The organism is Winogradskyella sp. HB-48 (assembly GCF_049942685.1).
GTDB lineage: Bacteria > Bacteroidota > Bacteroidia > Flavobacteriales > Flavobacteriaceae > Winogradskyella.
This window is the reverse complement of the sequence record NZ_CP187934.1, coordinates 71,710-98,221: the sequence shown is the minus strand read 5'-3', so window position 1 is coordinate 98,221 and position 26,512 is coordinate 71,710. Positions and strand designations below refer to the sequence as shown.

Below are 26,512 nucleotides of genomic sequence, written 5' to 3'. Positions count from 1 at the left end.
TTTATATTTTCAACTATTCCTAACAGATATTGGATGGATATTTTAAAAAAAATAAAATCTAAAATAGGTAGCTCACTTAAAAGCGATATAATTTTTCCTGAGAATAAATCTCTTTCTAAAATTTTAGGTCCTTACAAAAAGGCCTATGTGCTTGGCAGTTCACCTACTATAGGAAAATTAAACCTCAAAATCATAGATAGTGACACATTGATTATTTCTATGGGTAATTTTCATGAACACCCAGATATACAAAAGATAAAACCCCATGTTCATATTTTTGCAGCATCTCACGAGCCTCTTACAGATTCTATAATAACAAATTGGTGGAGTAGGTGCAATGAAAAGCTTCCTAAAGAAACTCTTGTGCTAGTAGAAAACAGGGACCAATCGATAGCGAAAAAAACATTTGTCAATAGAGAATTAAAAAGGTATAGTTATGGTGGTACATATCCCGTAGACTTTCAAAAAAAAATTGTTACTCCATGGAGCGTTACACAAGTAGCCATACAATTATGTATTTACTTAAAAATACCAGAGACATATCTGTTAGGGGTTACACACGATTGGCAATCATGTAAGCCCTACGAACACTTTTTTAAAAGTTCTGAACCTTCGTTAGAATTTTATATGCATAGAGAGGGTATAAAAACAAGAAACGAGCAATTAAAACAACCCATGCCTAAAGAAAAGATGTACAGAAGCTATGAGTTGTACCAAGGCTATGAGAAATTAAAATTGCAAGCAGAGGAGCAGGGTTTAAAAATCTATAATGGTGATAATTTCTCTAGTTTTGATGTTTTTGAGAAGAGAGTACTAAAAGAACTAATACTAGAGAACTAAATGATTAGTCACGCACATAAATGCATTTTTATTCATATTCCAAAAACAGCAGGGAGTAGTATTAATTCTTTTTTTCATCCTGATGTCAAATTTCATTTTAAAAATGCAGACTATGATAGATTGTTTGGTTGGTGTCCAAAGCGCAAACTGCATATGCAACACGCTACAGCAAGTCAATTGTTAGAGACAGAACTCATTTCTGAAGAAATATGGAATACGTACTATAAATTTACATTTGTAAGAAATCCATGGGATAGATCTTATTCAGATTATCTATGGATGAAACAGTTTGCCAATATAAAAGACTCATTTAAAAATTACATGAGGCAAGCAGGTGATTTTACTACTATTTTAAATGACAATACTAAAGATACATTCTTAGGAGACCATATCTTGGGACAGCACAAGTTTTTTGATCTAAAAGGTCCTTTAGAAGTCGACTTTTTAGGACGATTTGAAAATTTTTCAAATGATATTCAAACTGTTTTAAAGACAGTTGGTATTAATAGGCAATTCAATAAGAACCTCAATAAATCTAAAAGAAAATTTAATCATTACTCAAGATTTTATTCTAATTCAAACAGAGATCTTGTCCTAGAAAAATATAGAAAGGACATTGAATTATTTGGTTATGATTTTGAGGATAAAAGAACGGGATTGTACAAATTAAAATCTTTATTATAACTGGATGGACATTAAAATCGCTTTTACAATTTGTTCTAATAATTATTTAGCCCAGGCTAATACGCTCAAGACCTCTTTTTTAAAACATAATCAAGATTTTGAATTTTGGATCATACTGGTAGATGAAAAGAGTCCTGAGGTAGATTATGGTTTATTTGAACCTGCAAAGTTAATTTTAGCATCAGAAATTTCGGTTTATGATTTTGAGGATTTACTCAATAAGTATAATATTATTGAATTAAATACATCGATTAAGCCAAGCCTATTTAAGTATTTTATTTCTCAATATAAGAGTATTAAAGCGATTTATTACTTAGATCCAGACCTATACTTTTACAGTTCTTTATCACTTGCTGATAACCTCTTATCATCTGGTAAATCAGCAGCCTTAACACCTCATATATTAGACCCAATAACCAGAGATGGATTCTTTCCTGATGAAAATACGTTTTTAAATTTTGGCATTTACAATTTAGGTTTTATAGGTATCAACCCAAATAATGTTAATGCGTTAAGACTATTGGATTGGTGGGAGGAGAGAACTTTACATCATGGGCAAATAGATTTGTGTAGAGGTTATTTTGTAGATCAATTATGGATGAATTTGGTACCGGTTTTATTTGAAGATATTGCTATTATAAAAAATTATGGCTACAACATGGCTCCATGGAATTTACATGAAAGAAGGGTGACTGATGTCAAAGATAAGATGATGGTAAATGCAGAGGATGATCTGGTTTTTTATCATTTTAGTAAACTGTCTGAAGATGAAAATAAGGTGTCTAAAGTTTATAACCGTTATATGCTAAGTGATCTAGAGAGTTTGAGCCTACTGTATAAAAATTACAAACTTCTTGTTGCTAATAATAATTACGATAAGTTCAAAACAATAGAAATCGCTTACAAATTAAAACCAGTAGTGCCTAAAGAAGAAAAAAAGAACTTTCTAGTTAAAGTCAAAAGAAGAATAAAAAAACTACTCCATTAATTAAGTTTGAATTTTATAAAGCAAATATTAAACAAACTACCCTATATAAAAGGCCTCTACAAGAGAGATAAACTCTATAGAGATAATGCCCATTTTTTACCTGGTCATTTTTATTCTGCAATCCCAAGCTTAGAAGAGGTTAAAAAAGATGAAGATAGGATTTGGAAGGGTATTCAATATGATGGTATTGAGTCAATCAAGCTTAATACAGATACTCAAAAAAAAGTCCTTAATGACATAAGCACCTACTATTCTGATATACCTTTTGAGGATGAGTTAAATGAAGATTTAAGGTATTATTTTAATAATCCATACTATTTATATACAGATGGTATCGTATTGTTTGGTATGCTAAGGCACTTAAAACCCAAACAAATCATAGAGGTTGGCTCTGGCTTTTCATCTGCGTTAATGTTAGATGTTAACGATATCTTTTTTGATAGTAAAATAGAATTTGGTTTTATAGAGCCACACACAGAGCGACTCGAAAAACTCATGAGTAAAGGTGATAAGGATAACATATCAATATTAAAATGTCGGGTTCAAGATGTTGATTTAGATTATTTTAAATCCTTAAAAGAGAACGATATTTTATTTATAGACAGTACGCATGTATCAAAATGTGGAAGTGACTTAAACTATTTGCTTTTTGAAGTTTTACCTATACTAAATAAGGGAGTTTATATTCACTTTCATGATATTTTTTATCCTTTTGAATATCCAAAAGAATGGGTTTTTAAAGGGTATAATTGGAATGAAAACTATTTACTTAGAGCTTTTCTTATGAATAACAATACATACAGCATCCAAGTTTTTGCTCACTACTTACATTTGCATCATAAAGACGTATATAAAGATATGCCATTAGCATACAAAAACACAGGCGGTAATCTGTGGCTTAAAAAAGAATCTCAATAATCAACTTAATTGACTAAACTACTTTCCATAATAACAATTAATTATAACAATGCTGATGGTCTAAAAAAGACTATGGATAGCGTTAGAGACCAGACTTGGCAAGATTTTGAGCATGTTGTAATTGATGGAAATTCTACAGACAACAGTTTAGACATCATAAAATCTTATACCTACAAAAATTTAAATTGGATTAGTGATTCAGATACGGGCATCTATAATGCCATGAACAAAGGTATAGACAGGGCTAATGGGAAGTATCTTTTGTTTTTAAATAGTGGAGATATTTTAGAAAATAAAGAAACCCTTAGTAAGGTGTTGAATTTTTTCACTTCAGAAAAATCTATAATGTCGGGTAATGTAATTTTTAAGAAAGAAAACAGCCAACGATTAAGACAACATCCAGAAAAGATGACCTTTTCATATTTGGTAGGCAATGCTATTTCTCACCCTTCAACTTTCATAAAACGAGATTTATTTGAAACTTACGGCAAGTATGATGAAAATTTAAAGATAGTTTCTGATTGGGCTTTCTTTTTAAAAGTGTTAGGTCTCAATAATGAGTCTTATATCCGTATACCAGAAACAATTTCGGTTTTTGATGCCACAGGTATATCTTCAGTAAAAGAAAACTTAGACCTAGTTAATAAGGAAAGAACACAGGTTTTGAAACGGTACTTTCCAACCATATTCAATAATGAAGATGATACGTATATTTTCAATAAATTCATAAGTAATCACAAGCGGTTTAGAGATTTAAAAATCATAGAAGAATATCCTTTTTTTAGAAAGGTTACTACGCTAGTGCTATCATTTTTTGTTTCAATAATAAAGCTATTTAGATTATCAAAATGATACATAAAGTAGCCATAATTGGGCCTATTGGTGATTTCGGAGGGCGAGAACTAGAAACTGGCTTTATTGCAAAAACCTTGTCAGAAGACAGTTTTGATGTTAATGTTGTAAGTACAGCCAGATGTACTTCAAAATCGCAAATATTTGAATTCATTAAGTCTGAACAGCTCCAGGTTTTGGATGATTTGATAATAAAAAGAAACATTTTATATAGGTTATTAGCACAATTGGCGTATTTAAAATCACGCCAAGAAAACCCTTTGAATTTTTATGCTTCCAACAAGCTTTCACAAAAACTTGGATATAAGCGTTACGCCATAAAAGTATTAAAAGCTCTTGTTGAAGAAGTAGATTTGGTCATTATATGTGCTCAGATTAGCAGTACTTATGTTAAGGAAATTGTAGAATTTGCCTTTGATAAACAGAAAGCTGTAATTATTAGAACATCTAGCAAAATATCAGAAAATGACAGACATCACAAAGACTGGCTAGAAAAAGTAACACTATTTTTTCACCATTCCGAATCCAACGCTAAAAGATTATCATTTCTGAACAAACATAATTATAAAATTATAGATCAATGTACCTTCAAGGAAGAAGAAATGCTAAAAATAGAATGTCCTAGCAGCTTCAAAAATATAGTATTCATCGGGCGATTATCGCCTGAAAAAGGCATTGTTGAGTTGGTAAACTATTTTAAGGCTTATGGTAAAGGATTATGCTTAAATATAATTGGAGATGGGCCTTTATATAATGAAATAGCAACACTAACTCAGTCTTTAGATAATATTGATTTATTGGGTTATAAAAGTCAGGAAGATATCATAGAGCATATAAAAGGTAACGATGCAGTAATCATTTCATCGTTTAAAGAATCGGGTCCATTGGTAGGATTGGAAGCAATGGCTTCTGCGAGGCTAATCATTTCTACCAAAGTGGGGGCTATGCCTCATAGATTGAGTAATACAACTAACCAATTTTGGTTTAATATAAATGATCCGAAAAGTTTAGAAGACGTTTTTATTAAAATGAAAGGCTTAACAGAACAAGAAATTAGGGAAATAGTACAGAAGAACAGAGAGGTTTATTTATTAAATTATAAAAAAAATACCCTAGAGAATCTTTACAAAAAGAGTATTTTTAACCTTTTGAAAGCAAAACCAACCGTTTAATATCATGCGTGTAGGAATGAATCCTCAAAAGCAGTCTAAAAAGATACAGTTAGATTGCCAGCACAGACTTATTATCATAGTTTTTATTCCTTCCTTAGAAGGTTACTATAAAGATGTATTAGAAGTCTTTAAGCTTTGTTTGGAGTCTGCAATAATTACCACAAATTCTAATTGCGCTATTACAGTTGTTAATAATGCATCTTGCGAGGAGGTCAATACATACTTAAAGAAAAAGCTAGATGAAAATGGTATAGATACGATTATTCATCACAAAAAAAACATTGGTAAAATAGATGCTTTAATAGGTGCGGCTAGAGCAAGTAGAGAGCCTATTATAACCATTTCTGATGTTGATATATTATTTAAGTATGGTTGGCAGCAAAGTGTCGAGACTGTTTTTGAAAATTTTAAAGATACCGCATCAGTATCTCCTATACCCGCTAGAATGTTTAAAAATTATGAGACCTATTCAACTTTTGAGAAGGTTTTGTTGGGAAAAGTAAAATTCTCCTATGAGTCCATACCACAAAACCATGACGATTACAATAAATATTTATTGAGCACTCACAATGAAGAGGAATCTGATAAGAATTTAAAATGGCCTGTGATTACTTCTAACGGTCGCAAAGCAATTATCGGTAGTGGACATCAAATTTTAAGCATGAGACGCGAACTTTTCTTTACAACCGTACCAATAGAACCTTCGCTAATTTTAGTGGGTAATAGGTCGGAGTATAATTATTGTGACGATCCTATCAATTACTCAGGCGGTATGCGATTGGCCACGTATAATAATATGGCCTATCACATGGGAAATACAGTAGAAGATTGGATGCTACAAATACAAAAGGACAATATCTCAAAAGGAGAACAAGTTAAAGAGGGTAGTAAAAAAATTGACTTACCTAGCTTTAAGCCTAGAACACCTAATAGAACTTTATATAAATTAAGAAAAAGGGTTTCAAATAGACTATTTAATATTATTTATAAATAGAAAAAATTGGGAAAAACCATAGCCATAATACCTGCTAGAGGTGGGTCAAAAAGATTGCCAAACAAGAATATCATAGATTTCAATGGATTACCACTTTTGGTACATTCTATCAATTATGCCAAAGATAATATGGATATTATAGATGATATTTATGTATCCACCGATGACAAGAAAATAAAGAGCGTGGCAATAGCGCACGGCGCAAAAGTATTAGATAGGCCTTCAGAAATAAGTGATGATAATGCAACCACAGTAGCTGTATTGAAACATGCGCTTCAATTACTTGGTAGCGATGTAGAGTGCGTTATACTACTGCAAGCAACCAACCCACTGAGACCAAAATCTCTACTTAAAGATGCGTATAACGCATTTAAAATTAATAATTGTGACAGTTTGTTTACCGTAAGCAGAGACCATAAAAAATATGGTAAAATTAAAGACAATAGATTTTTGCCATTTAACTATAAAATTGGACAACGTAGTCAGGATTTAGAGCAATTGTATTATGAGAATGGTTTATTGTACATTACCAATGCTCAATTAATAATGGATAACATTATATTCAATGAAGAATCTTTTCCTTATGTGGTAAATCATCCATTTGCTAAAGTAGATATTGATACGTTAGAAGACTTAGACTATGCAGAATATTTAATTTCTAAAGAAATTGGCAGATGACAGTTGCAGAAAAGCTAAAACATATTTTCAAAAGTTTTTATAACAGAATAATAGGTAAGCGACAAGACCCTATTTTTATTGTTGGCACTGGCCGTTGCGGAAGTACCTTGCTTGTAGACATCTTAATGACCAATCCAGATATACAAATAGACCAAAATGAGCAATACGATTGGTTTTTGCCAGAGGCAAATGTTAAAGGAAAAAAGCACAACCCTATCTATTCAGATATTGTAAATTTTGAAATTACCGTAAAAAAGAGCTTAGAAAAGTGGACACCTTTTTACAAGTCTAAGTTAAGAATCATGATGGATGCCAAAATGAACAAGACAAATAGGCGATTTTTTTTCAAGAGTCCTGCAATAACATTTATGCTTCCAGAAATTGAAAAACTTTACCCCAAGGCAAAATATATTCACTTATATAGAAATGGTTTTGCAGTAGCCAGATCATGGTTTAAAAAAGAGTATTTCCGAGTACAAGATTACCAAGATAATTTCACCGAAGATGAGTTCATTATAGAATGTGCTAAGTATTATAACGCCTCAATTTTGGCAATCAATGATTTTTTTAAGGATTTAACCGAAGATCAAAAATTTGAAATTAGTTATGAAAAGTTAGCCAAGAACCCAGAGGAAGAAATTAATAAACTACTAAAATTCTCTAATGTAAAAAGTAACTGTAACTTTGATTTCAGCCAAGTAAAAAGCACTAATTTCAAAATAGAGAAAATAGAGGAACCCTTGAAGTCAAATTTAGAGACGATTATGCATAAAAGTCTTAAATCACTACATTATATATAATATGTCAAACCCTTTTATAGAAATACAAGGACGCAAAATCGGGAGAGATTACCCTCCATTGGTCATAGCCGAAATAGGTATTAACCACGAAGGGTCGCTAACAGTTGCCAAAGAAATGGTAGATGCGGCTCATAGAGCAGGTGCAGAAGTTGTAAAACACCAAACGCATATAGTAGAAGATGAAATGAGTAAAGCGGCAAAATCTGTAATTCCGGGTAATGCAGATGTTTCAATTTACGAAATCATGGAGCGATGCGCCTTAGACGAAAACGATGAGTTAGAGCTTAAAAACTATGTAGAAAGCAAAGGCATGATTTTTATCTCTACACCTTTTTCTAGAGCAGCAGCAGAGCGTTTAAAAAAATTTGATGTTCCCGCTTATAAGATTGGATCTGGTGAATGTAACAATTATCCGTTGCTTGAACACATCGCTAAATTTGGCAAACCAGTTATTATGAGTACAGGGATGAACACTTTAGAAAGCGTCTCAAAGGCAATTGAAGTATTTAAAAAGCACAATACGCCCCTAGCGATTTTGCATACCACTAATTTATATCCAACCCCAACGCACCTAGTACGTTATGGTGCTATGATGGAGTTGCATAATGCTTTTCCAGATTATGTATTTGGTCTTAGTGATCATACCTTAAATAATAATGCTTGTCTAGGTGCTGTAGCACTAGGTGCGTCTATTTTAGAACGACATTTCACAGATCATATGCAAAGAACAGGTCCGGATATAATTTGTAGTATGGATGAAAAAGAATGTGCAAATCTTATAACAGGAAGTAAGGAAATATGGTCTATGCGAGGTGGCACCAAAGTACCAGCCAAGGAAGAAAAAGTAACTATAGATTTCGCATTTGCAACAGTGTGCAGTATAAAGAATATTAGAAAGGGTGAAAGATTATCGGAGGAAAATATCTGGGTAAAACGACCAGGTACAGGTAAGATTTTGGCTGAAAACTATAATGATATTCTAGGGAAAGTAGCGACAAGAGATATAAATGATGGGGAGCATTTAGATTATGTTGATTTTGAGTAACTTAAATCTAGGTTTTTAATGCGTAAAATAGTATTTCTTACAGGTACAAGAGCAGATTTTGGTAAAATAAAATCATTAGTTCAGAGTGTGGAAGATCATCCTGAATTTGAGCCCTTTATATTTGTTACAGGGATGCATTTACTTAAGGAATATGGCTATACGTTGATTGAGGTTGAACGCTGTGGGTTTAAAAATATAGCTACATTTCATAACCATACCGACGAGGCTACAATGGATTTAACTCTGGCCAAAACCATTAACGGCTTTTCGGCTTATATCAAAGATGTTCATCCAGACTTAATAGTAGTGCATGGCGATAGAGTGGAAGCATTGGCAGGAGCCATAGTAGGCAGTCTTAATAATATTTTAGTGGCTCATATAGAAGGTGGAGAGCTATCAGGTACCATAGATGAGCTCATAAGACATTCAGTATCTAAGTTAAGCCATATTCATTATACATCTAATGAAGAAGCAAAACAACGCCTTTTACAAATGGGTGAGCTCGAAGAGTCTATTTTTACCATTGGATCTCCAGATGTGGATATTATGTTTTCAGATGATTTGCCAAGTATAGACGAAGTAAAACGGTACTATGAAATTAATTTTGAGTCCTACGCAATAGCCATGTATCATCCTGTAACGACAGAGGTTGAAAATACAGAAGAGGAAGCCAATCAATTTGTTGATGCACTAATTGAAAGTGGCAAGAACTACGTAGTTATATATCCAAATAACGATTTGGGCAGCAAGTTGATATTAAAAGCCTACCAAAAGCTCATAAATCATAACCGATTTAAAATTTTTCCATCTATTCGTTTTGAATATTTTTTAACCCTCTTAAAGGAATCCGATTTCATCATTGGCAACAGTAGTGCAGGTGTAAGAGAAGCACCTTATTATGGTATTCCGACCATTAATATAGGAAACAGGCAATTAAACAGAGCGTCATCTTCAAAGATTGTAAATGTATCACATCAAAAAAATGATATACTTAATGCAATCATGGAATTACCCGATGCTCATGAAGTCCTAACTGAAATATTTGGAAAAGGGAACAGTGCCACCTTATTTTTAAAGAGCTTAGAATCTAACGAGGTTTGGAGTATAAACCACCAAAAGCAATTTAAGGATGCCTAAGGATAAACATATTTTATTCTTGGTTCCCGATGGAGTTGGCATTAAGAACTACCTCTATTCAGAAATTATAAAGCACATTAAGAATAAAGCCAAAATAACAATTTGGTCTCCGCTACCTATTGAAGCTTTTGAGGATGTTAAAACATTACACCAAATAGAGTTTGGCTACAAGCAGATTAAACTTCAGTCAGAAGGTGTTTTAACCAGGCTCTACAGAGAAGCTTCAACTTATGCTAGACTAAAGCATAATACTAAACTAAAGGGTAATCCAACCATTTTAATGAATTGGAGAAAGCCAAACTACAATCTTAAAGTTAAAGTATTATATAAGCTTTCGCAAGTTTTGGGGAATTACATTACCAACAATTATTCTAGGATTTTAAAATTTGAAGCGAAAGCTAGACGCTATATTTCTTCAAAAATGATTTCTTTATATAAAAGGGATTTAGAGGATCTAAGCCCAACTTCTGTTTTTATAACGCATCAACGTGTACCTGGAATTATGCCTATTTGTTTGGCCGCAAAAAGTATGGGTATTAAAACAATAACGGCAATTTTTTCATGGGATAACCTGCCCAAAGCAAGACTGGCAGTAAAAACAGATTATTACATCGTTTGGTCTCAATGGATGAAAGATGAAATGAAGGATTATTACCCAGAAATTCCACAAGAAAACATACTCCTTTTGGGAACTCCTCAATTTGAATTTTATTTAGACAGTAGTAGAATATTGTCTCGTACCGAGTTTGCTGAAAAGTATGGTTTAGATGTAAGAAAAAAATGGATTTGCTTTAGTGGAGATGATTTAATAACTTCTCCTTACGATCAGGATTTTCTAAATGACGTAGCAGAGTCTTTGTATTCAGAGAAGGAACAAGTTCAAATTATATTCAGAAGATGTCCTGTTGACTTTTCAAAAAGATATGATGAGGTTTTAGATAAGTATAGCAATTTTATAGTGTCTATAGATCCTCTTTGGAATATTGAAACCGAAACAGGCTGGATAGGTTATTTTCCAAAATATCAGGACATTGACATGCAAATCAACTTGGCTTACCACTGCGAAGCAGTTGTTAATTTGGGTTCTACAATGGCTTTGGATTTTGCAACATTTAATAAACCTTGTTTATATCTTAATTATAACCCTTCTATTGATAGTTCTTGGAGTACGGAAAAAATTTATAATTTTCAGCATTTTAGGAGTATGCAAGGTCTAAGACCTGTTGGTTGGATTAATGAAAAAGATTCGATTTTAAGGCAAGTTATGAGGGTGTTTGGTTCGCCACAAGATATTGCGCCAGATATTCAACTTTGGAAAGAAAAATTGGTATTGCATCCTCTAAATAAAAATTCGGAAAAAATCGCAAAAGCTATTTTATAATGCATATTTGCTTCATTACATCTGAATATCCAAAAGAAGGTTTTTCGCATGGAGGTATTGGTTCTTTTGTAAAAACTATAAGCCATCTATTAGCTTTAAAAAACCATAAAGTTACAGTGTTGGGTATAAACACTTATGCTAATGAAGATGAGAGGTTTAAGGATGAACATGTTAATGTAATTAGACTGAAACCCAAAAAAGTGAAAGGTCTAACATGGGTTTTTAATAATAAGTCTATAAATAAGGAACTGAAACAAATACACGAGTCCAACCCTTTAGACATTGTAGAATCAGCAGAGTTAGGGCTAGCATTTATAAAAAAAATACCTTCGGTCAAATATGTTATTAGATTGCATGGTGGTCATCATTTTTTTGCTGAGGCAGAGCAAAGGAAAGTATCAAGGTGGAAAGGTTTTCAAGAGAAGCGCTCTTTTAGTAGAGCAGATGGGTTTATTGCAGTTTCAAAGTATGTCATGGAGCATACGGCCAAATATTTAAGTTATCATAACAAGCCAATAGCGGTTTTGATGTCACCAGTAAATTTGGAAATTTTCAAACCCAGACTAGATATTGAGGTAAAGCCTAACAGACTCTTGTTTGCAGGTACAGTTTGTGAAAAAAAAGGCATCTATCAGTTAGTTAAGGCCATGCCTAAAGTAATAAGCCATCATCCAGATGTAGAGTTGCATATTTATGGTAGGGATTGGTTTTTTAAGGACGGTAAATCCTATATTTCGTTTTTAAAAGATTACATTTCAAAGTTGAATTTAAAAGAAGATAGCATCCAATTTATGGGTACGGTAGATATGAACAGTTTGGCTGAATACTATGCCTCTGCCGACGTATGTGTTTTCCCATCGCTTATGGAAACTCAAGGGCTAGTTGCCCCAGAGGCAATGGCTATGGGTAAATTGGTGATTTTTACGGAGTGTGGACCTGGACCAGAAATTATTGAAGATAAAAAGACAGGCCTTCTCTGCAACCCTTATGATGTGGATGATATTGCAAATAAAATTATTTGGGCATTAGGAAATAAAGAACTAAGCCAAGATATTGCAGAAAGAGGAAGGGTGCACGCCCTAAATATTTTAAATAAAGATTCAGTGGTTAATAGGAATATTGATTTTTATTATAAGATTAAGGATTATTAGCATGGCTTCATTTAAATCAGACTTAATAAAATACAAACGTTACAGTGATAACAAGCCTTCAATAGTTTTAATGTTAACTACACAAGGGTTGTGGGCACTTTTTGTTTATAGATTTTCAAACAAAATTTTTAAATCAAAAATTTTTCCAGTAATAAAGAAACCCTTACTGGTTTTAGCGGTTTTTTGGCAAAAATGGATAGAAATCATTACAGGGATATCAATCCCGTATTCAGTTACTATTGGTCATAGTTTTTATATTGGCCATTTTGGAAATATCATTATCAATTCTAAAGCAATAATCGGTGATAATTGTAATATTTCTCAGGGAGTTACGATTGGTGTTAGTGGGAAAGGGGAACGCAGAGGGGTTCCGACTATAGGTAACAATGTTTATATTGGAGCCAATGCTGTTATAGTAGGGAAAGTAACTATTGGTGATAATGTGGTTATAGGAGCAAACTCACTCGTAGTTGAGGATTTAGAAGCAAATAATACTTATTTAGGAGTTCCGGCAAAAAAAATAAGTAATCGTACCTCGTCAGGATACATTTGATATGAAAAACAAGAGAATAAAGTTTTTGGTTGTTACATATACGCCTTTAATAAAAAAAGAAGGAGAATACTATTCATACTCCCCTTATGTTGATGAGATGGATATGTGGTTCTCTTTTGCTGATGAGTATAGAATACTTTCGCCAGACTCATATCCTACAGATTTTTTGTCAAAACCTTTTCAATCTAAAAATATTAAAGGTTATCGAATTCCTTTCATTGCCTTTAATTCTTTTAGTAGAATAATCAAAGGCATAGTGCTTTTGCCATTTGTTATTTTTCAGATATTTAGAGCTATGTTTTGGGCAAATCATATTCATTTTAGAAGTCCAGGAAACATTACTTTGATAGGTGCAGTTGTTCAAATTTTCTTTCCATTTAAGAAAAAATCAGTTAAGTATGCTGGTAATTGGGATCCCAATAGCAAACAACCGTTAAGTTATAGAGTTCAAAAGGCTATATTTAGAAATACAATTTTATCAAAAAATATTAATGTATTAGTGTATGGTGAATGGCCTAACGAGACTAGTAATGTTGTTCCTTTTATGTCGGCTACTTACAGAGAAAGTGAAAAACAACCATTTAAACACCGCGATTTTAACGGAAGGCTAAAATTTGTTTTTATTGGTGCAATGGTTGTAGGAAAACGCCCAAAACTTACCGTTCAAATTGTTCAAAAACTTTTGGATAATGGGATAGATGCAGAACTGCACATGTTTGGAGATGGCGATTTAATCGAAGAGATTAGAGCATTTGTAAAGCATAATAATCTTCAAGATAGAATACACATTTACGGCAATAGAGATAAAACTGAAATAAAAAAATGTTTGTTAGATGCCCATTTTAGTATTCTACCCTCAAAAAGTGAAGGTTGGCCAAAAGCTATAGCTGAAGGTATGTTTTTTGGTGCCATACCAATTTCAACCAAAATATCCTGCTTGCCATGGATTTTAGATTATGGCAAGAGAGGTATTTTGATCGACGAAGATTTAAATGAGGCTTTTAGTATTATATTAAATGAGCTTAGAAAGGGCAATGACTATCTTAATACTATGTCTAAAAAAGCCCAAGATTGGGCGCAGCAGTATACTTTAGATAGGTTAGAACAGGAAATTAAAAAAGTAGTTATTGGTGATTAGAGTACTTCAAATCATAGATACATTACAAGCTGGTGGAGCAGAACGTTTAGCCGTAAACTATGCCAATGAATTAAGGAATCATAATGTGGTGTCTAGCTTGTGTGCAACACGATTAGAAGGGCCATTACTAAGTTCGTTAGATAATGAGGTGGGATATATTTTTTTAAATAGAAAATCAACTTTAGATATTGGTGCGGTTTTGAAACTTAGAACTTATATATTAAAAAATGAAATTGATATTATACATGCCCATGCAACATCCTTTTTTATTGCAACCTTGGTCAAAATTCTAATACCACGTTTGATGTTAGTTTGGCATGATCATTATGGAAATAGCGAATTTCTCCACAAACGACCAACAACTGTGCTAAAATTATGTTCGCTATTTTTTACACATATATTTAGTGTAAATAATGTTTTAGAGCATTGGGCAAAAAAGAAATTATGGTGTAAAAATGTTAGTTATGTTAAAAACTTCCCGGTCTTAAATAAAACAGAATATGATTTAACAAATCTAAAAGGTGAAGGTGGAAAAAGAATTTTGTGTTTGGCCAATTTAAGAGAACAGAAAAATCATATCAGACTAATAGAGGCGTTTAAAATTGTTATTAAAGATCATTCTGATTGGACACTTCACTTTGTTGGCAAAGATTTTAATGACCATTATTCAACTTCTTTTTTTAATAAGATTGACGAGCTTAATCTTGAAAAGCAAGTGTTTTTTTATGATACAAAGTCAGATATTCTCAATATATTAAAGCAATGTACAATAGGTATATTAGTTTCTAAATCCGAAGGTCTTCCTTTAGCATTATTAGAATATGGATTAGCTCGATTGCCAGTTATTTGTACTAATGTTGGTAATTGTGGTGAATTAATTTCTGATAAATCTTTAGGAATTTTATTAAATAGTGATAAAGATTATGAAATAGCTAAGGCTTTAGCAAGCTTTATTGAAGATGAAACTTACAGATTAAATTGTGCTAAAAATTTTAATGAGAAAGTGTCAAAGTATTTTTCTAAGGAGGCTATTTTAGCTAATGTCGTTAAAATATATGGCAAAACAATATAAACTACTCCATGTTGGAAACGAAATACATTTATAAAATAGGTCTTCATGTAATTTTTGGGGCTCTGTTATATTATGTTGGTTTTTTTTCAAAGCTTTTCTTTTTTGGTGTAATAGGTTATTTTTTGTTTAAAATCATCGTCTCCCATCCCAAGGAAAAAACCACTTCAGTTTTACTTGGCTGTGCCTATCTTACAGGTGCAGAAGTTATTTTTAGGATGACAGGTGGCGGATTGTTTTATGAGTCTTCTAAATACTTTATCATTTTCTATATTATTTTTGGCATGTTCTATAATGGTGTTTCTAATAAGGGATATCCATATTTTATATATCTAATATGTCTTGTACCATCTGTAATTGTGGCTTCTACAACCATAGGTATTGATGGTGATTTAAGAAAAAATGTAGCTTTTGTGTTAAGTGGTCCAGTATGTTTGGGCATTTCTGCACTCTATTGTTATGATAAGAGGATTAATATGAGGCAAATATTGGATATACTACATTATCTTTCACTACCAATAGTAACATTAACCACGTATTTATTTTTATACACGCCAACAATAAAGGGTATAGTTACAGGAACGGATTCTAATTTTGCGGCTTCAGGTGGTTTTGGCCCAAATCAAGTTTGTACAGTTTTAGGTTTGGGTATGTTTGTATTTTGTGTTAATTATTTTTTAAACTCCAAAACCAAACTTTTAAAGATCATCAATATTTTACTATTTGCTCTAGTATCTTTTAGGGCTATAATAACATTTAGTAGAGGTGGAGTTATTACAGCTATTTTAATGATTTTTGCATTTTTGGTCATCGTATATTCTAAATCCAATAGAAGGCAAAAAAATATTATTTTAACCTCATTTGCCTCTTTTATACTTATTTCTTCATTGATTTGGTTAGTTAGTTCAAACCAAACCGATGGACTAATAGAAAAAAGGTATACCAATCAAGATCAAATAGGTAGGGAAAAAGAAGATTTTAGTGCTGGTAGAGTAGATCTATTTGTTGGCGAACTCAACGGATTTATAGATGAGCCTTTTCTTGGTGTAGGTGCAAGTGGTATGAAAGAGCGACGATTGGTAAGTTTAGGGCGAGTAATAGCAACACATAATGAGTTGAGTAGGTTGCTTTCAGAACACGGTATTTTGGGTGTCATTATTCTTTTAATTTTGATATTTAAGCCATTAGACATGAGGACAGCTAATAGATATAATTATTTCTTTTATGCGTTCTTAATTTTTTGGTTTGCTACGATTAATCATTCGGCTATGAGAATTGCCGCACCTGGATTCGTTTACGCTTTAGCGCTTTTAAATATTAAATATGAAAAACGTCCTGTACGTAGGAAACGCTTTGTCGCAACAAGGTAAAAACGTTACTTCTGTAGAAATTTTAGGTACTCGTTTAAGACAGTTTTGCAAAGTAAAAACAGCATCAAGCAAGCAAAATAAGTTGTTACGAATACTGGACATGGTGTTATTGGTACTAAAAAACGGAAGAAGCACAGATTATGTGCTTATTGACACTTATAGTACTATCAATTTTTACTACGCACTCATAATTAGTCAGATTTCCAGAGTATTAAAAATCAAATATATTCCAATATTACATGGAGGTAATCTAGAACAAAGGTTGAAACATAATCCAAAGATAAGTAGAATGATTTTTGGTAACGCATATAGATTAGTGTCACCTTCAAACTTCTTAAAAGAACGATTTAAAAGTTATGGGTATGAAAATGTAGAATATATTCAAAATACCATAGAGATAGAAGATTTTGTATTTTACAGAAGAGATATAAGTGTTATTAAATTATTCTGGCTAAGGTCTTTTACTTCAATATACAATCCCACTTCGGCAGTTTTAGTTCTGGAAGAGCTAATAAATAGAGGACAAAATGCGGAACTTGTTATGGTTGGACCTGAAATTGATGGGTCTATGAAAGCAGCTAAACAACTAGCAATAGATAAAAATCTAAATGTAAAGTTTACAGGCAAACTATCAAAAAATGAATGGATTAAACTTTCTGAAAATTACAATGTTTTCATTAATACAACGAATTTTGATAATATGCCTTTTAGTGTAATTGAAGCTATGGCACTAGGTTTACCAATTGTTTCAACTAACGTAGGCGGTTTACCTTTTTTGATATCTCATAATGAGGACGGCCTTTTAGTTCCTCCAAATGATGTAAATGCAATGGTAGATGCCATTATTGAGTTAAAAGAAGATATAAGCCTTAAAGATAAATTAGTTGTTAACGCTCGTAAAAAAATAGAAAAATTCGATTGGGATGAAGTAAGGGTGAAGTGGGAAAGGCTTTTGTCTTAATTTGAAGATGAAAATCAATTGATGTTAGTATATTTACACTATAATTCAACCAACTATGACACATAAAAAGGGTATCCATTTTGAAGTATCAGAACGAAAGATTCTTCTGAGAATCATGGATATTATTATGGTGTTTTTGGCTATTTATGTCTTAAATCTCTACCCTAAATTTGAATACCTACGTTTTGACATTGAGAATATGATTTCTCTAATACTGCTGGGTATCTATGTCATAATTTTTGGAACTATTTTCGAACTTTATGACTTACAAAAAGCTAGCAAGTTTGATACGACTTTTAGAAATGTTGTAATTACAACTTCTACGGTAGTATTATTCTATCTTTTAACTCCGGTTTTATCTCCTTACTTGCCTGAAGAACGTATACAGATTGTTTATTTTTATTTTGCAATAATTGTATCAGTTTTACTTTGGCGTCTAGTGTATATAAATCTTATAGAATCACCAAGGTTTTATAAACGCGTGCTTTTAGTGGGTGAGATATCTAACATAGATGGTCTGGTAAAGGCACTCAATACATCAGATCCTAACTATAAAATAGTAGGCTTTATAAATAGTGAAGCTTCCACACCAGACTCGGTAAAATTTAAAGGTCTAAAAGAGTATCAAGCCAAGGATTTTTTAGATGTTATAGAAAAAGAAAGGATATCAGAGGTTTTGGTTGCTAGTTTTAATTCTGAAGCTATCATAGCTGAGGTCTATCATGACCTTATGATGTTGTTAGAGAAAGGTTTTAAAATAAGAGAGTACACTCAGGTATATGAAGAATTACTGCATAGGGTTCCAATTCAGTTTGTAGGTAAAGATTTCTATAAATACTTTCCATTTAGTAGAAGTAATGAGAATAAGCTTTATATATTTTTTCAAAGAGCTTTTGATATTTTTTTTGCAATCATAGGATTAACGATTGGCATTTTAATTCTGCCATTTATACTGATAGGAAATATGATTGGTAATAAAGGACCATTATTATATATACAAGAACGAATAGGAAGAAATGGCAAACCATTTAAAATCATAAAGCTTAGAACAATGGTTGTTAATGCTGAAAAAGATGGTGTTAAGTGGGCAAAGAAAGATGATAAACGAATAACCAAATTTGGTAAATTTTTAAGAAGATCTCGTTTGGATGAAATACCTCAATTTTATAATGTTTTAAGAGGCGATATGAGTGTTATAGGACCGAGACCAGAGCGACCATTTTTTGTTAATGAATTGGCTAGAATTATACCATTTTATGAAACTCGCCATATTATTAAGCCTGGACTTACAGGTTGGGCACAGGTAAAGACTAGATACGGATCATCAATAGATGATAGCCTTACCAAATTGCAATACGATTTGTATTATATAAAACACAGAAGTGTATTCTTAGATTTTAATATTGCCATAAAAACACTAAGTACAATTTTATATTACAGAGGTCAGTAAATCTCAACTGTTAAAATACTTAACCAAATAAATATATCGTACTGCCAAAGCTAAGAGAAGAGGTATTAAGGAAATTGCAAAAACTTGCACTCCAATAATCCAATGCAAGGTTAAAAGACAAAGCATTATAATTAAAAACTTCAGATAACTTTTAACCCAATTTTTAACTTCTTTCTTTAATAATTGTCCGATTATTAAAACATTAAAAGGTAAAGCCCACAGCAGGTTGTAATTCTGCCAAGTTGCTGTATGGTCTGTTCCAAACCATAAGAATAACAAAAGAATTCCTATTATTCCAGTTAAAGAAAAAAGCGTAATATCTAACCATCTTGTGCGCTTATTTCCTTTATAATCTCTGAATGTTATAAATAGAATTGCAAAAGAAAGCAATCCAAAAATCACAAATGGGCTTAAAAGGAAATTAGATGCCGAATTATCTTCTTTTTTCTCATAAAGTACAGTTGATGACTTTACTAAGCCACCATTTGCGTTGATTTTAGCAACTTCAAAAAATGAGTGAATATATTTTGGTAAAAACATATATTCATTCGCTAAAGCCTCTCTATCTATAACTGAGCCTAGAGCAATATCAATACCCAAGCTTCCCCATGAGTTTTTATCTACATGTTCGTAAATAAGGTCTCTAAATGTCTTTTGTTCAAAGTTTTTAGGCTTTTCAAAGCTTATGGTATTGTTTGAAATTGTAGATAAAACATCTCTAATTTTTGTAGCGCAATTATCATAGAAAAAGTCATAAAGATATTTTCTGTTTTCAGGCTTATAATTGTTTTCTAAATAATCAAAAAGCTTCTGTTTTTGTTCAATTGAAAGGTTTAAAATCTGTTCTTTAATGGTTCTGTTTTCTCGTGAGTAATAATTGAAAATATCAGAAAAAAAGTGCCTGCTTATAAGATAGTTGAGTTTTCCTCTTGCAAATTTTAAGTAGAAGTTTGGTGCATCAAAATCATACTGACCATAACCATAAACAACATCTATGCCTTTGGTTTCATCCTTTATTCTAAAAGCGTTATGCCCAAATGCATCATTAAGAGAAGTTCCAGGTCCAAAAGTTAAAACGGATACTTCAGCTTCATTAGATAACTGAAATTGAAAAGCAAACGAAAATGAAAAGAAGAAAAGGGCTAAGAGTGATAGATTTATTTTCATTGGTTGTAGTTAACTATCTAAAAATACTAAAATCTATTTTTAAAGAGAATACATTTGAATATAGTGCAGCACTCTGATCACCAATGTCCGTGAAGGCATAATCTATCTGAATGCCTTTGTATTTAAAACCCACACCAAAATTTGGTTGAAAGGTTAAATTCTCAGAATTGTCAATCTGTATTTCATTCTGAAAATTACCGACGCCACCTCTTAAAAAAACCAAATCCGTATATCCAAATTCAAATCCTAAAGCAGGATTTATACTTGCAAAAGATGTTGAAAAAATATCATTATTTTCTTCAAAACGCACATTAAGGTTTGTTGCTGCCAATAATGAATAATCATAGTTGAAAATCCATTTTTTAGACATTCCGATCTCTAGCTTTGGAATTGTTATTTCTGTAGTTTCTGGTAGTTCTTGGTTTTGCCCTTCAACTGCACCACTGATTTGCTCAAATTTTTCTTCGTCTACAGACCAAGTGTTGTATGTAGTTGTTATGTCTCTTGCCATAATACCGAATTTCCAGCCTGATTTATTTTCAAGCTGAATACCTGCGTCTAAACCAAATCCCCAAGAGGATGCAAAGTCGCCAATGATTCTACGAATTACTTTAGCATTAATACCAAAGTTTAATCCATCTAAGGGTAACTTTCGAGCATAAGAGAAGGTTAATCCATAATCGGCAGTAGAAAAGGTATTAATTCTATCATAATTTATGTTGCCTTCATCGTCAATTAACTGAGTAGTGTCTAAAATGTCATCAACACCAAATCTTATGAGCGAGATACCAACCGCACTGCGATTGTCTAATGGCATTCCGTAAGCAATGTAATTGTAATTTGCAATATTGGCAAAGTAGCTAGAGTGCATTAAGGCAAGTTGATTATCTTCAAGGTGTACCAAACCAGCAGGATTCCAATAACCAGAATTAACATCAGTAGTATGAGAAACCACAGCATTGCTCATCCCTAATGCAGCAGCATCTACACCAATATTCATAAATTCGTTAGAATATTTTCTAGTAGATTGCGCTAAAGCTAAAGAGTTTATAAGTGTTAAGAGAATTACGATGTAATTTTTCAACAGCAAATTTTTTTACAAAGATGCACAATTTTTCTATGTATTTAACTTTAAAAAGAGCTTCTTATTGTTTGCAATAGACACAATTTGAAAAAAATAATAAGCTAAGCTCAAATACTTTTATATTTTTACAAAAATTATATTCATGAGTTTTAAGCGACACATTCCTAATATAGTTACACTACTCAATTTATTTTCAGGTTGTATCGCTTTAATATTTGCAGTGCATGGTAATTTTATCGTGGCTGCTTTTTTTGTGTTTTTAGGCATCTTTTTCGATTTTTTTGATGGTCTTTTAGCAAGAAAACTTAACGTACAGAGCCCTTTAGGTATACAGTTGGATTCTTTAGCAGATTTAGTGACAAGTGGAGTAGTGCCAGGTGTTATAATGTTTAAGTTAATATCTCTTACTATTGATAGTCCTAATTATGCTGCTTATTCTGATAGTTGGAATTCTATCTTTCATTGGCAAGGATTTAAAATGTCTGTCTTGCCTTTAATTGGATTATTTATCCCGTTAGCATCGGCATACAGATTAGCTAAGTTTAATTTAGATGAAGACCAACAAACCTATTTTAAAGGGTTACCTGTGCCAGCCAACACCTTACTTATTTTATCATTACCTCTTATTTTAGAATATCAGAATAATGACTTAATGAATACCATCATTATAAATAAGTGGTTTTTAATTGCATTGACACTTGTAAGTTGCTATCTACTAAATTCCAAAATTAAATTGTTTGCGCTAAAGTTTAAAGATTGGAGCTTTAAGAATAATGTAATACGATATATCTTTTTAATTATAAGCCTGGTAATGTTGGTAGTACTGCACTTTGCTGCAATACCTATCATTATTATTCTCTATATTATTTTGTCCTTAATCGATAAGAAGAACATAAACTAATAAATACAACATATTAAAAAATGGCCCAAGTTATTTTTACGCTTTTAATGCTGGTAATGCTTCAGGCGGTACTGGGATTTGATAACTTATTATATATTTCTTTAGAGTCTAAAAAAGCACCTGTAAGTGAACAAAAACGGGTGCGAAGGGTAGGTATATTGATAGCTATTGTGTTGAGAATTGTTTTGCTTTTTGTATTGGTATCATTGATAAAATATTTCCAGGAGCCATTTTCATTTCTAACAGGTCATATTGAAGATATAGTAGATTTTGCGTTTAATGGCCATAGTCTAATAGTTTTAGCAGGAGGAGGATTTATCATTTACACAGCAATTAAAGAGATTTGGCACATGATATCTACTAAAGATCTTACTATAGATCAAATGGCAACAGATAAAGGTTCTAAGTCAGCTAATGCTGTCGTAGTGAGTATTGTGGTCATGAATTTGGTTTTCTCTTTTGATTCCATATTGGCTGCTATTGGGTTAACTCGTGAAATAGAAAATCCAACAACCGCTTTTATTGTTATGGCTATAGCTATTGTAATAAGCGGTCTTTTAATGTTGGTTTTTGCTAATAAGATATCTTCGTTTTTATCTAAAAATAGAATGTATGAGGTGTTGGGATTATTTATTCTATTTATTGTGGGTATTATGTTGGTTACAGAAGGAGGACATTTAGCACATCTTAAAATATTTGGAAATGAGATTGTGCCAATGAGTAAAACGACATTCTATTTTGTGATTGCAGTACTAGTTATAGTAGATGTGGTACAAGGACGTTATCAGAAAAAATTAATAAAACAAGAGATCACAGAAAAATGAAAAAGCTAAAACTTAGACCGTTTCTCATCGTTTTTTTTAGTCTAATGGTCTTTCAATTTTTAATCGTCTTTTTGGACGTTCAATTGACAAAAAGTAAGAGTGGTTTAACCTCTGTTACAAATCCGATAATTACCATTTTTAGTATGCCCATAAATGGTATTCATAGAGGTTTGCCTTTTTATGTTAATGAAAGTCTGTATGTAAGAGCAGTGTATTGGGTTGTAAATCTTTTTATACAGTCTGCTGTAGTTTATTTGGGGATTTTAGGTTTGAAAAGAGTTAGGAGAAAGCTAAAGAAATTAGCTTAAATTAAAATTCTAACTTCTTTTTGCGAAGCTCAAAGTTTTGACCTAAGTAGACCTTACGTACCATTTCATCGCTTGCAAGTTCTTCAGGCTTTCCAGCTTTAAGAATACCACCTTCAAACATTAGGTAAGTTCTATCTGTAATAGCAAGTGTTTCTTGTACATTATGGTCTGTAATAAGTATTCCAATATTCTTTTTGGTAAGCTTAGCAACAATACGCTGAATATCCTCTACTGCCACTGGATCTACACCTGCAAAAGGCTCATCTAATAGTATAAAACTTGGGTCTGTAGCAAGTGCACGAGCAATTTCAGTACGACGACGCTCACCACCAGAAAGTAAATCACCACGATTGGTTCTAATATGTCCAAGACCAAACTCTTCAATTAGGGATTCCATTTTATCGTGCTGTTCTTTTTTGCTCAATTTGGTAAGTTGAAGCACACTCAGAATATTGTCTTCAATACTTAATTTTCTAAAAACAGAAGCTTCTTGTGCCAAATAACCAATACCGTTTTGCGCACGCTTGTACATTGGGTATTTGGTGATATTGATGTTATCCAAAAATATATTTCCACCATTAGGCTTAATAATGCCAACAATCATGTAGAATGAAGTCGTTTTACCAGCACCATTTGGGCCAAGTAAACCCACAATTTCACCTTGATTCACTTCAAGAGAAACGTCTTTTACAACTTTTCGCCCACTGTAGGACTTCATTAAGTTTTCTGCACGTAACTTCATACTAGTTCTAATAACGCTAAAAATAATAAATTCATATAGAACCGATTATCTTGAGCCTACATTTATAAAAAGTTTAACCTTGGTTTTCAAGAGCGTCCCAATATTCGTGAGCTCTTCTTAAATGTGGAATAACAATAGTGCCACCAACTAAAGTGGCAATGCCAAGTGCTTCACTAACTTCGGCTTTTGTTAGACCTTCATTGTAAGATGCCTCTAAATGGTATTTAATACAATCATCGCAGCGCAATACAGTTGAGGCCACTAAACCAAGTAGTTCTTTCGTTTTTTTATCTAATACACCTTCGGCATAGGCATTTGTATCCAGATTAAAAATTCGTTTAACAATCTTATTGTCATCAGCCAAAATTCTATCGTTCATTTTAGAACGATATTCGTTAAATTCTTTTACGATATCAGACATGTTTTGTTTTTCTTTTTTGATTTTTTACAACAAGAGCAGAAATGTATATACTTGCTTGGTACAATATTAAAATAGGTATTGCTACAATAACTTGGCTCGCAACGTCTGGTGGTGTGATTATTGCAGATAATATGAGTACAATTACCAATGCATACTTTCTGTATTTTCTTAAAAATTGAGGTGTTACCAATCCGACCTTGGTTAAAAAGTAAATGATTATCGGTAGCTCAAATACAAAGCCAGATGCCAATGAAGAAGACCTTACAATGGCAATTACAGAACTAATATCAAACTCATTAGAAATCTGATCACTAATTTGGTAGTTAGCTAAGAAGTTTATCGATAATGGCGTAATAATGTAATACCCAAATAGCACACCAAGGAAAAATAATAATGACGCAACAATTATAAACCCTCTAGAGCTTTTACGTTCGTTAGCTTTTAGTCCTGGACTAATAAAACTCCACAATTGGTACAATACATAAGGAAATGCAATAATAAAACCTGCATAGATCGATGTCCAGATATGTGCAGAAAATTGTCCAGCTACTGTCCTGTTTTGAATTATGAACGGGAATTTATCGGCACAAAATGTAGTGTCCTCAATACCAAGTAGCTGAGACATTTTACATAGGCCTTTATAAGTTGGAAAACTCATGTGCGTTGGACCGAAAATAATGACATCAAAAATGAATTTCTTAAATAAGAAAGCAAGGGTTGCAGCAATAACAATTCCTAAAGTAGCTCTTATTAAATGCCATCTCAAATCCTCAAGATGGTCTAGAAAAGACATTTCGTCTACACTCTTTTTCGCCATTATATGATGCCTTCTTTTATTAAATCGTGTAAATGAACAACTCCAGAGTATTTACCATCATGCTCTACTAGCAATTGTGAAATACCAAACGTCTCCATAAGTTCCTTGGCATCAACAGCCATGGCATCTTCCGCAATACGTCTTGGGTTGGTACTCATTATATCTTTTGCTGTTAGGGAAGTTAGGTCATCACTTTTACTCAACATACGTCTTAAATCACCATCTGTAATGATACCAACAATTTTATCGCCTTCAACTACCGCAGTTACACCCAACATCTTTTCGGTAATTTCTACAATGACTTCTTTTAAGCTGGCATCTAAATGTACTTCAGGCTTTTGGTTTTGAGATGATAAGTCGTTCACTCTTAAATATAAGCGCTTGCCCAAAGCACCACCAGGATGGTATTTGGCAAAATCCTTGCTCGAAAATCCTCTTAATTCCAATAAGCAAATCGCCAAAGCGTCACCCATAACGAGTTGCGCTGTAGTACTTGTAGTTGGCGCTAAATTGTTTGGGCATGCTTCCTGCTCAACATAAGCATTTAAAACATAGTCACATTGCTGTCCCAAAAACGAATCTTTATTGCCAGTAATAGCAATCATTTTGTTTTTAGCATTTTTTATAAGAGGTACTAACACTTTAATTTCTGGTGTATTTCCACTCTTAGAAATACAAATCACTACATCATCTTTTAAAATTAAACCCAAATCACCATGTATAGCATCTGCGGCGTGCATAAAAACAGCAGGTGTGCCAGTAGAGTTTAAAGTCGCCACAATCTTGTTAGCGATAATGGCACTTTTACCAATACCAGTAATAATAACCCTTCCTTTGGAATTATAGATCAGTTCTACAGCTTTGGCAAAATCGTCAGTAAGTAATTTTGACAAATTCCCAATAGCCTTGCTTTCTAGTTCTATAGTGCTTTTAGCAGTGTTTAAAATAGACGACACAGTGTTCAAAACTAATTTTTTAATGTGTTTTTTAGATATAAAGATTTTGTTATCTTTAAGCTTACGCAAAAGTACGTGAATTTTTTCATTCAAATATTCCCAAATCACTTT

28 protein-coding genes are annotated in these 26,512 nt (G+C 32.5%); 22 read left to right on the top strand and 6 right to left on the bottom strand.

Annotated features, from left to right (window positions below):
- Positions 1-33 precede the first annotated feature (33 nt).
- From ACPX19_RS00510 to ACPX19_RS00420, 19 genes are read left to right on the top strand one after another with little or no spacing between them, the layout of a single operon-like run.
- The gene (locus ACPX19_RS00510) at positions 34-840 is read left to right on the top strand and encodes a hypothetical protein (protein ID WP_426430861.1); all 807 of its coding nucleotides are present in this window, start codon (positions 34-36) and stop codon (positions 838-840) included.
- A complete protein-coding gene (locus ACPX19_RS00505; RefSeq protein WP_426430860.1) occupies positions 841-1,524 on the top strand; it encodes a sulfotransferase family 2 domain-containing protein in 684 nt (227 codons plus the stop codon).
- 4 nt (positions 1,525-1,528) lie between these two features.
- Positions 1,529-2,512, top strand: coding sequence for a hypothetical protein (locus ACPX19_RS00500; protein WP_426430859.1), 984 nt, complete (start codon positions 1,529-1,531; stop codon positions 2,510-2,512).
- Positions 2,513-2,518: 6 nt separating this feature from the next.
- Positions 2,519-3,430 carry a class I SAM-dependent methyltransferase gene (locus ACPX19_RS00495; protein ID WP_426430858.1) on the top strand — a complete coding sequence of 304 codons (912 nt, stop codon included), beginning with the start codon at positions 2,519-2,521 and terminating at the stop codon, positions 3,428-3,430.
- A 9-nt stretch (positions 3,431-3,439) separates the two neighbouring features.
- Positions 3,440-4,282 (top strand): glycosyltransferase family 2 protein, encoded by an 843-nt coding sequence (locus ACPX19_RS00490; protein ID WP_426430857.1) that lies wholly within the window; start codon positions 3,440-3,442, stop codon positions 4,280-4,282.
- Positions 4,279-5,454: a glycosyltransferase family 4 protein gene (locus tag ACPX19_RS00485; RefSeq protein ID WP_426430856.1), complete on the top strand. Its 1,176-nt coding sequence runs from the start codon at positions 4,279-4,281 to the stop codon at positions 5,452-5,454. Before ACPX19_RS00490 ends, ACPX19_RS00485 begins: the two co-directional genes overlap by 4 nt.
- A gap of 4 nt (positions 5,455-5,458) precedes the next feature.
- Positions 5,459-6,448 (top strand): glycosyltransferase family A protein, encoded by a 990-nt coding sequence (locus tag ACPX19_RS00480; RefSeq protein WP_426430855.1) that lies wholly within the window; start codon positions 5,459-5,461, stop codon positions 6,446-6,448.
- Positions 6,449-6,454: 6 nt separating this feature from the next.
- A complete protein-coding gene (locus ACPX19_RS00475) occupies positions 6,455-7,126 on the top strand; it encodes an acylneuraminate cytidylyltransferase family protein (RefSeq protein WP_320555538.1) in 672 nt (223 codons plus the stop codon).
- Positions 7,123-7,926, top strand: a complete 804-nt coding sequence (locus tag ACPX19_RS00470; RefSeq protein ID WP_426430854.1) for a sulfotransferase family protein — start codon at positions 7,123-7,125, stop codon at positions 7,924-7,926. The genes ACPX19_RS00475 and ACPX19_RS00470 overlap by 4 nt, the downstream gene beginning before the upstream one ends.
- 1 nt (position 7,927) lies before the next feature.
- Positions 7,928-8,971 (top strand): N-acetylneuraminate synthase, encoded by a 1,044-nt coding sequence (neuB, locus tag ACPX19_RS00465; protein ID WP_426430853.1) that lies wholly within the window; start codon positions 7,928-7,930, stop codon positions 8,969-8,971.
- Between the two features lie 18 nt (positions 8,972-8,989).
- Positions 8,990-10,108 (top strand): UDP-N-acetylglucosamine 2-epimerase, encoded by a 1,119-nt coding sequence (neuC, locus tag ACPX19_RS00460; RefSeq protein WP_426430852.1) that lies wholly within the window; start codon positions 8,990-8,992, stop codon positions 10,106-10,108.
- Positions 10,101-11,489 (top strand): hypothetical protein, encoded by a 1,389-nt coding sequence (locus ACPX19_RS00455; protein ID WP_426430851.1) that lies wholly within the window; start codon positions 10,101-10,103, stop codon positions 11,487-11,489. The genes neuC and ACPX19_RS00455 overlap by 8 nt, the downstream gene beginning before the upstream one ends.
- Positions 11,489-12,640, top strand: coding sequence for a glycosyltransferase family 4 protein (locus ACPX19_RS00450; RefSeq protein WP_426430850.1), 1,152 nt, complete (start codon positions 11,489-11,491; stop codon positions 12,638-12,640). The genes ACPX19_RS00455 and ACPX19_RS00450 overlap by 1 nt, the downstream gene beginning before the upstream one ends.
- A 1-nt stretch (position 12,641) precedes the next feature.
- The gene (locus ACPX19_RS00445) at positions 12,642-13,193 is read left to right on the top strand and encodes a serine O-acetyltransferase (protein ID WP_320555532.1); all 552 of its coding nucleotides are present in this window, start codon (positions 12,642-12,644) and stop codon (positions 13,191-13,193) included.
- Position 13,194: 1 nt separating this feature from the next.
- Complete coding sequence (locus tag ACPX19_RS00440) at positions 13,195-14,331, top strand: glycosyltransferase family 4 protein (RefSeq protein ID WP_426430849.1); 1,137 nt, start codon at positions 13,195-13,197, stop codon at positions 14,329-14,331.
- Positions 14,324-15,403 (top strand): glycosyltransferase, encoded by a 1,080-nt coding sequence (locus ACPX19_RS00435; protein WP_426430848.1) that lies wholly within the window; start codon positions 14,324-14,326, stop codon positions 15,401-15,403. The genes ACPX19_RS00440 and ACPX19_RS00435 overlap by 8 nt, the downstream gene beginning before the upstream one ends.
- A gap of 8 nt (positions 15,404-15,411) precedes the next feature.
- Positions 15,412-16,770, top strand: a complete 1,359-nt coding sequence (locus ACPX19_RS00430; protein WP_426430847.1) for an O-antigen ligase family protein — start codon at positions 15,412-15,414, stop codon at positions 16,768-16,770.
- Entirely contained in the window at positions 16,724-17,731 is a 1,008-nt protein-coding gene (locus ACPX19_RS00425; protein WP_426430846.1) for a glycosyltransferase family 4 protein, read from the top strand. Before ACPX19_RS00430 ends, ACPX19_RS00425 begins: the two co-directional genes overlap by 47 nt.
- Positions 17,732-17,786: 55 nt before the next feature.
- Positions 17,787-19,181, top strand: coding sequence for a sugar transferase (locus ACPX19_RS00420; protein WP_426430845.1), 1,395 nt, complete (start codon positions 17,787-17,789; stop codon positions 19,179-19,181).
- Between the two features lie 3 nt (positions 19,182-19,184).
- Here the strand turns inward: ACPX19_RS00420 and ACPX19_RS00415 are convergent, their stop codons facing one another.
- Positions 19,185-20,348 carry a DUF4105 domain-containing protein gene (locus tag ACPX19_RS00415; protein ID WP_426430844.1) on the bottom strand — a complete coding sequence of 388 codons (1,164 nt, stop codon included), beginning with the start codon at positions 20,346-20,348 and terminating at the stop codon, positions 19,185-19,187.
- Between the two features lie 13 nt (positions 20,349-20,361).
- The gene (locus tag ACPX19_RS00410; protein ID WP_426430843.1) at positions 20,362-21,432 is read right to left on the bottom strand and encodes a PorV/PorQ family protein; all 1,071 of its coding nucleotides are present in this window, start codon (positions 21,430-21,432) and stop codon (positions 20,362-20,364) included.
- A 142-nt stretch (positions 21,433-21,574) separates the two neighbouring features.
- Here ACPX19_RS00410 and ACPX19_RS00405 point away from each other — a divergent pair, with 142 nt between their 5' ends.
- The 3 genes from ACPX19_RS00405 to ACPX19_RS00395 are packed head-to-tail and all read left to right on the top strand — an operon-like array spanning position 21,575 to position 23,465.
- A complete protein-coding gene (locus tag ACPX19_RS00405) occupies positions 21,575-22,333 on the top strand; it encodes a CDP-alcohol phosphatidyltransferase family protein (RefSeq protein WP_426430842.1) in 759 nt (252 codons plus the stop codon).
- 20 nt (positions 22,334-22,353) lie between these two features.
- Positions 22,354-23,157, top strand: a complete 804-nt coding sequence (locus tag ACPX19_RS00400) for a TerC family protein (RefSeq protein WP_426430841.1) — start codon at positions 22,354-22,356, stop codon at positions 23,155-23,157.
- Positions 23,154-23,465: a hypothetical protein gene (locus ACPX19_RS00395; protein WP_426430840.1), complete on the top strand. Its 312-nt coding sequence runs from the start codon at positions 23,154-23,156 to the stop codon at positions 23,463-23,465. Before ACPX19_RS00400 ends, ACPX19_RS00395 begins: the two co-directional genes overlap by 4 nt.
- A 1-nt stretch (position 23,466) precedes the next feature.
- Here the strand turns inward: ACPX19_RS00395 and lptB are convergent, their stop codons facing one another.
- The 4 genes from lptB to ACPX19_RS00375 form a co-directional block, all read right to left on the bottom strand.
- The gene (gene lptB, locus ACPX19_RS00390; RefSeq protein WP_426430839.1) at positions 23,467-24,207 is read right to left on the bottom strand and encodes an LPS export ABC transporter ATP-binding protein; all 741 of its coding nucleotides are present in this window, start codon (positions 24,205-24,207) and stop codon (positions 23,467-23,469) included.
- 73 nt (positions 24,208-24,280) lie between these two features.
- Positions 24,281-24,628, bottom strand: a complete 348-nt coding sequence (locus tag ACPX19_RS00385) for a carboxymuconolactone decarboxylase family protein (protein WP_426430838.1) — start codon at positions 24,626-24,628, stop codon at positions 24,281-24,283.
- Positions 24,621-25,445: a twin-arginine translocase subunit TatC gene (gene tatC, locus ACPX19_RS00380; protein ID WP_426430837.1), complete on the bottom strand. Its 825-nt coding sequence runs from the start codon at positions 25,443-25,445 to the stop codon at positions 24,621-24,623. Before tatC ends, ACPX19_RS00385 begins: the two co-directional genes overlap by 8 nt.
- The gene (locus tag ACPX19_RS00375) at positions 25,445-26,410 is read right to left on the bottom strand and encodes a KpsF/GutQ family sugar-phosphate isomerase (protein ID WP_426430836.1); all 966 of its coding nucleotides are present in this window, start codon (positions 26,408-26,410) and stop codon (positions 25,445-25,447) included. Before ACPX19_RS00375 ends, tatC begins: the two co-directional genes overlap by 1 nt.
- Positions 26,411-26,512: the final 102 nt, after the last annotated feature.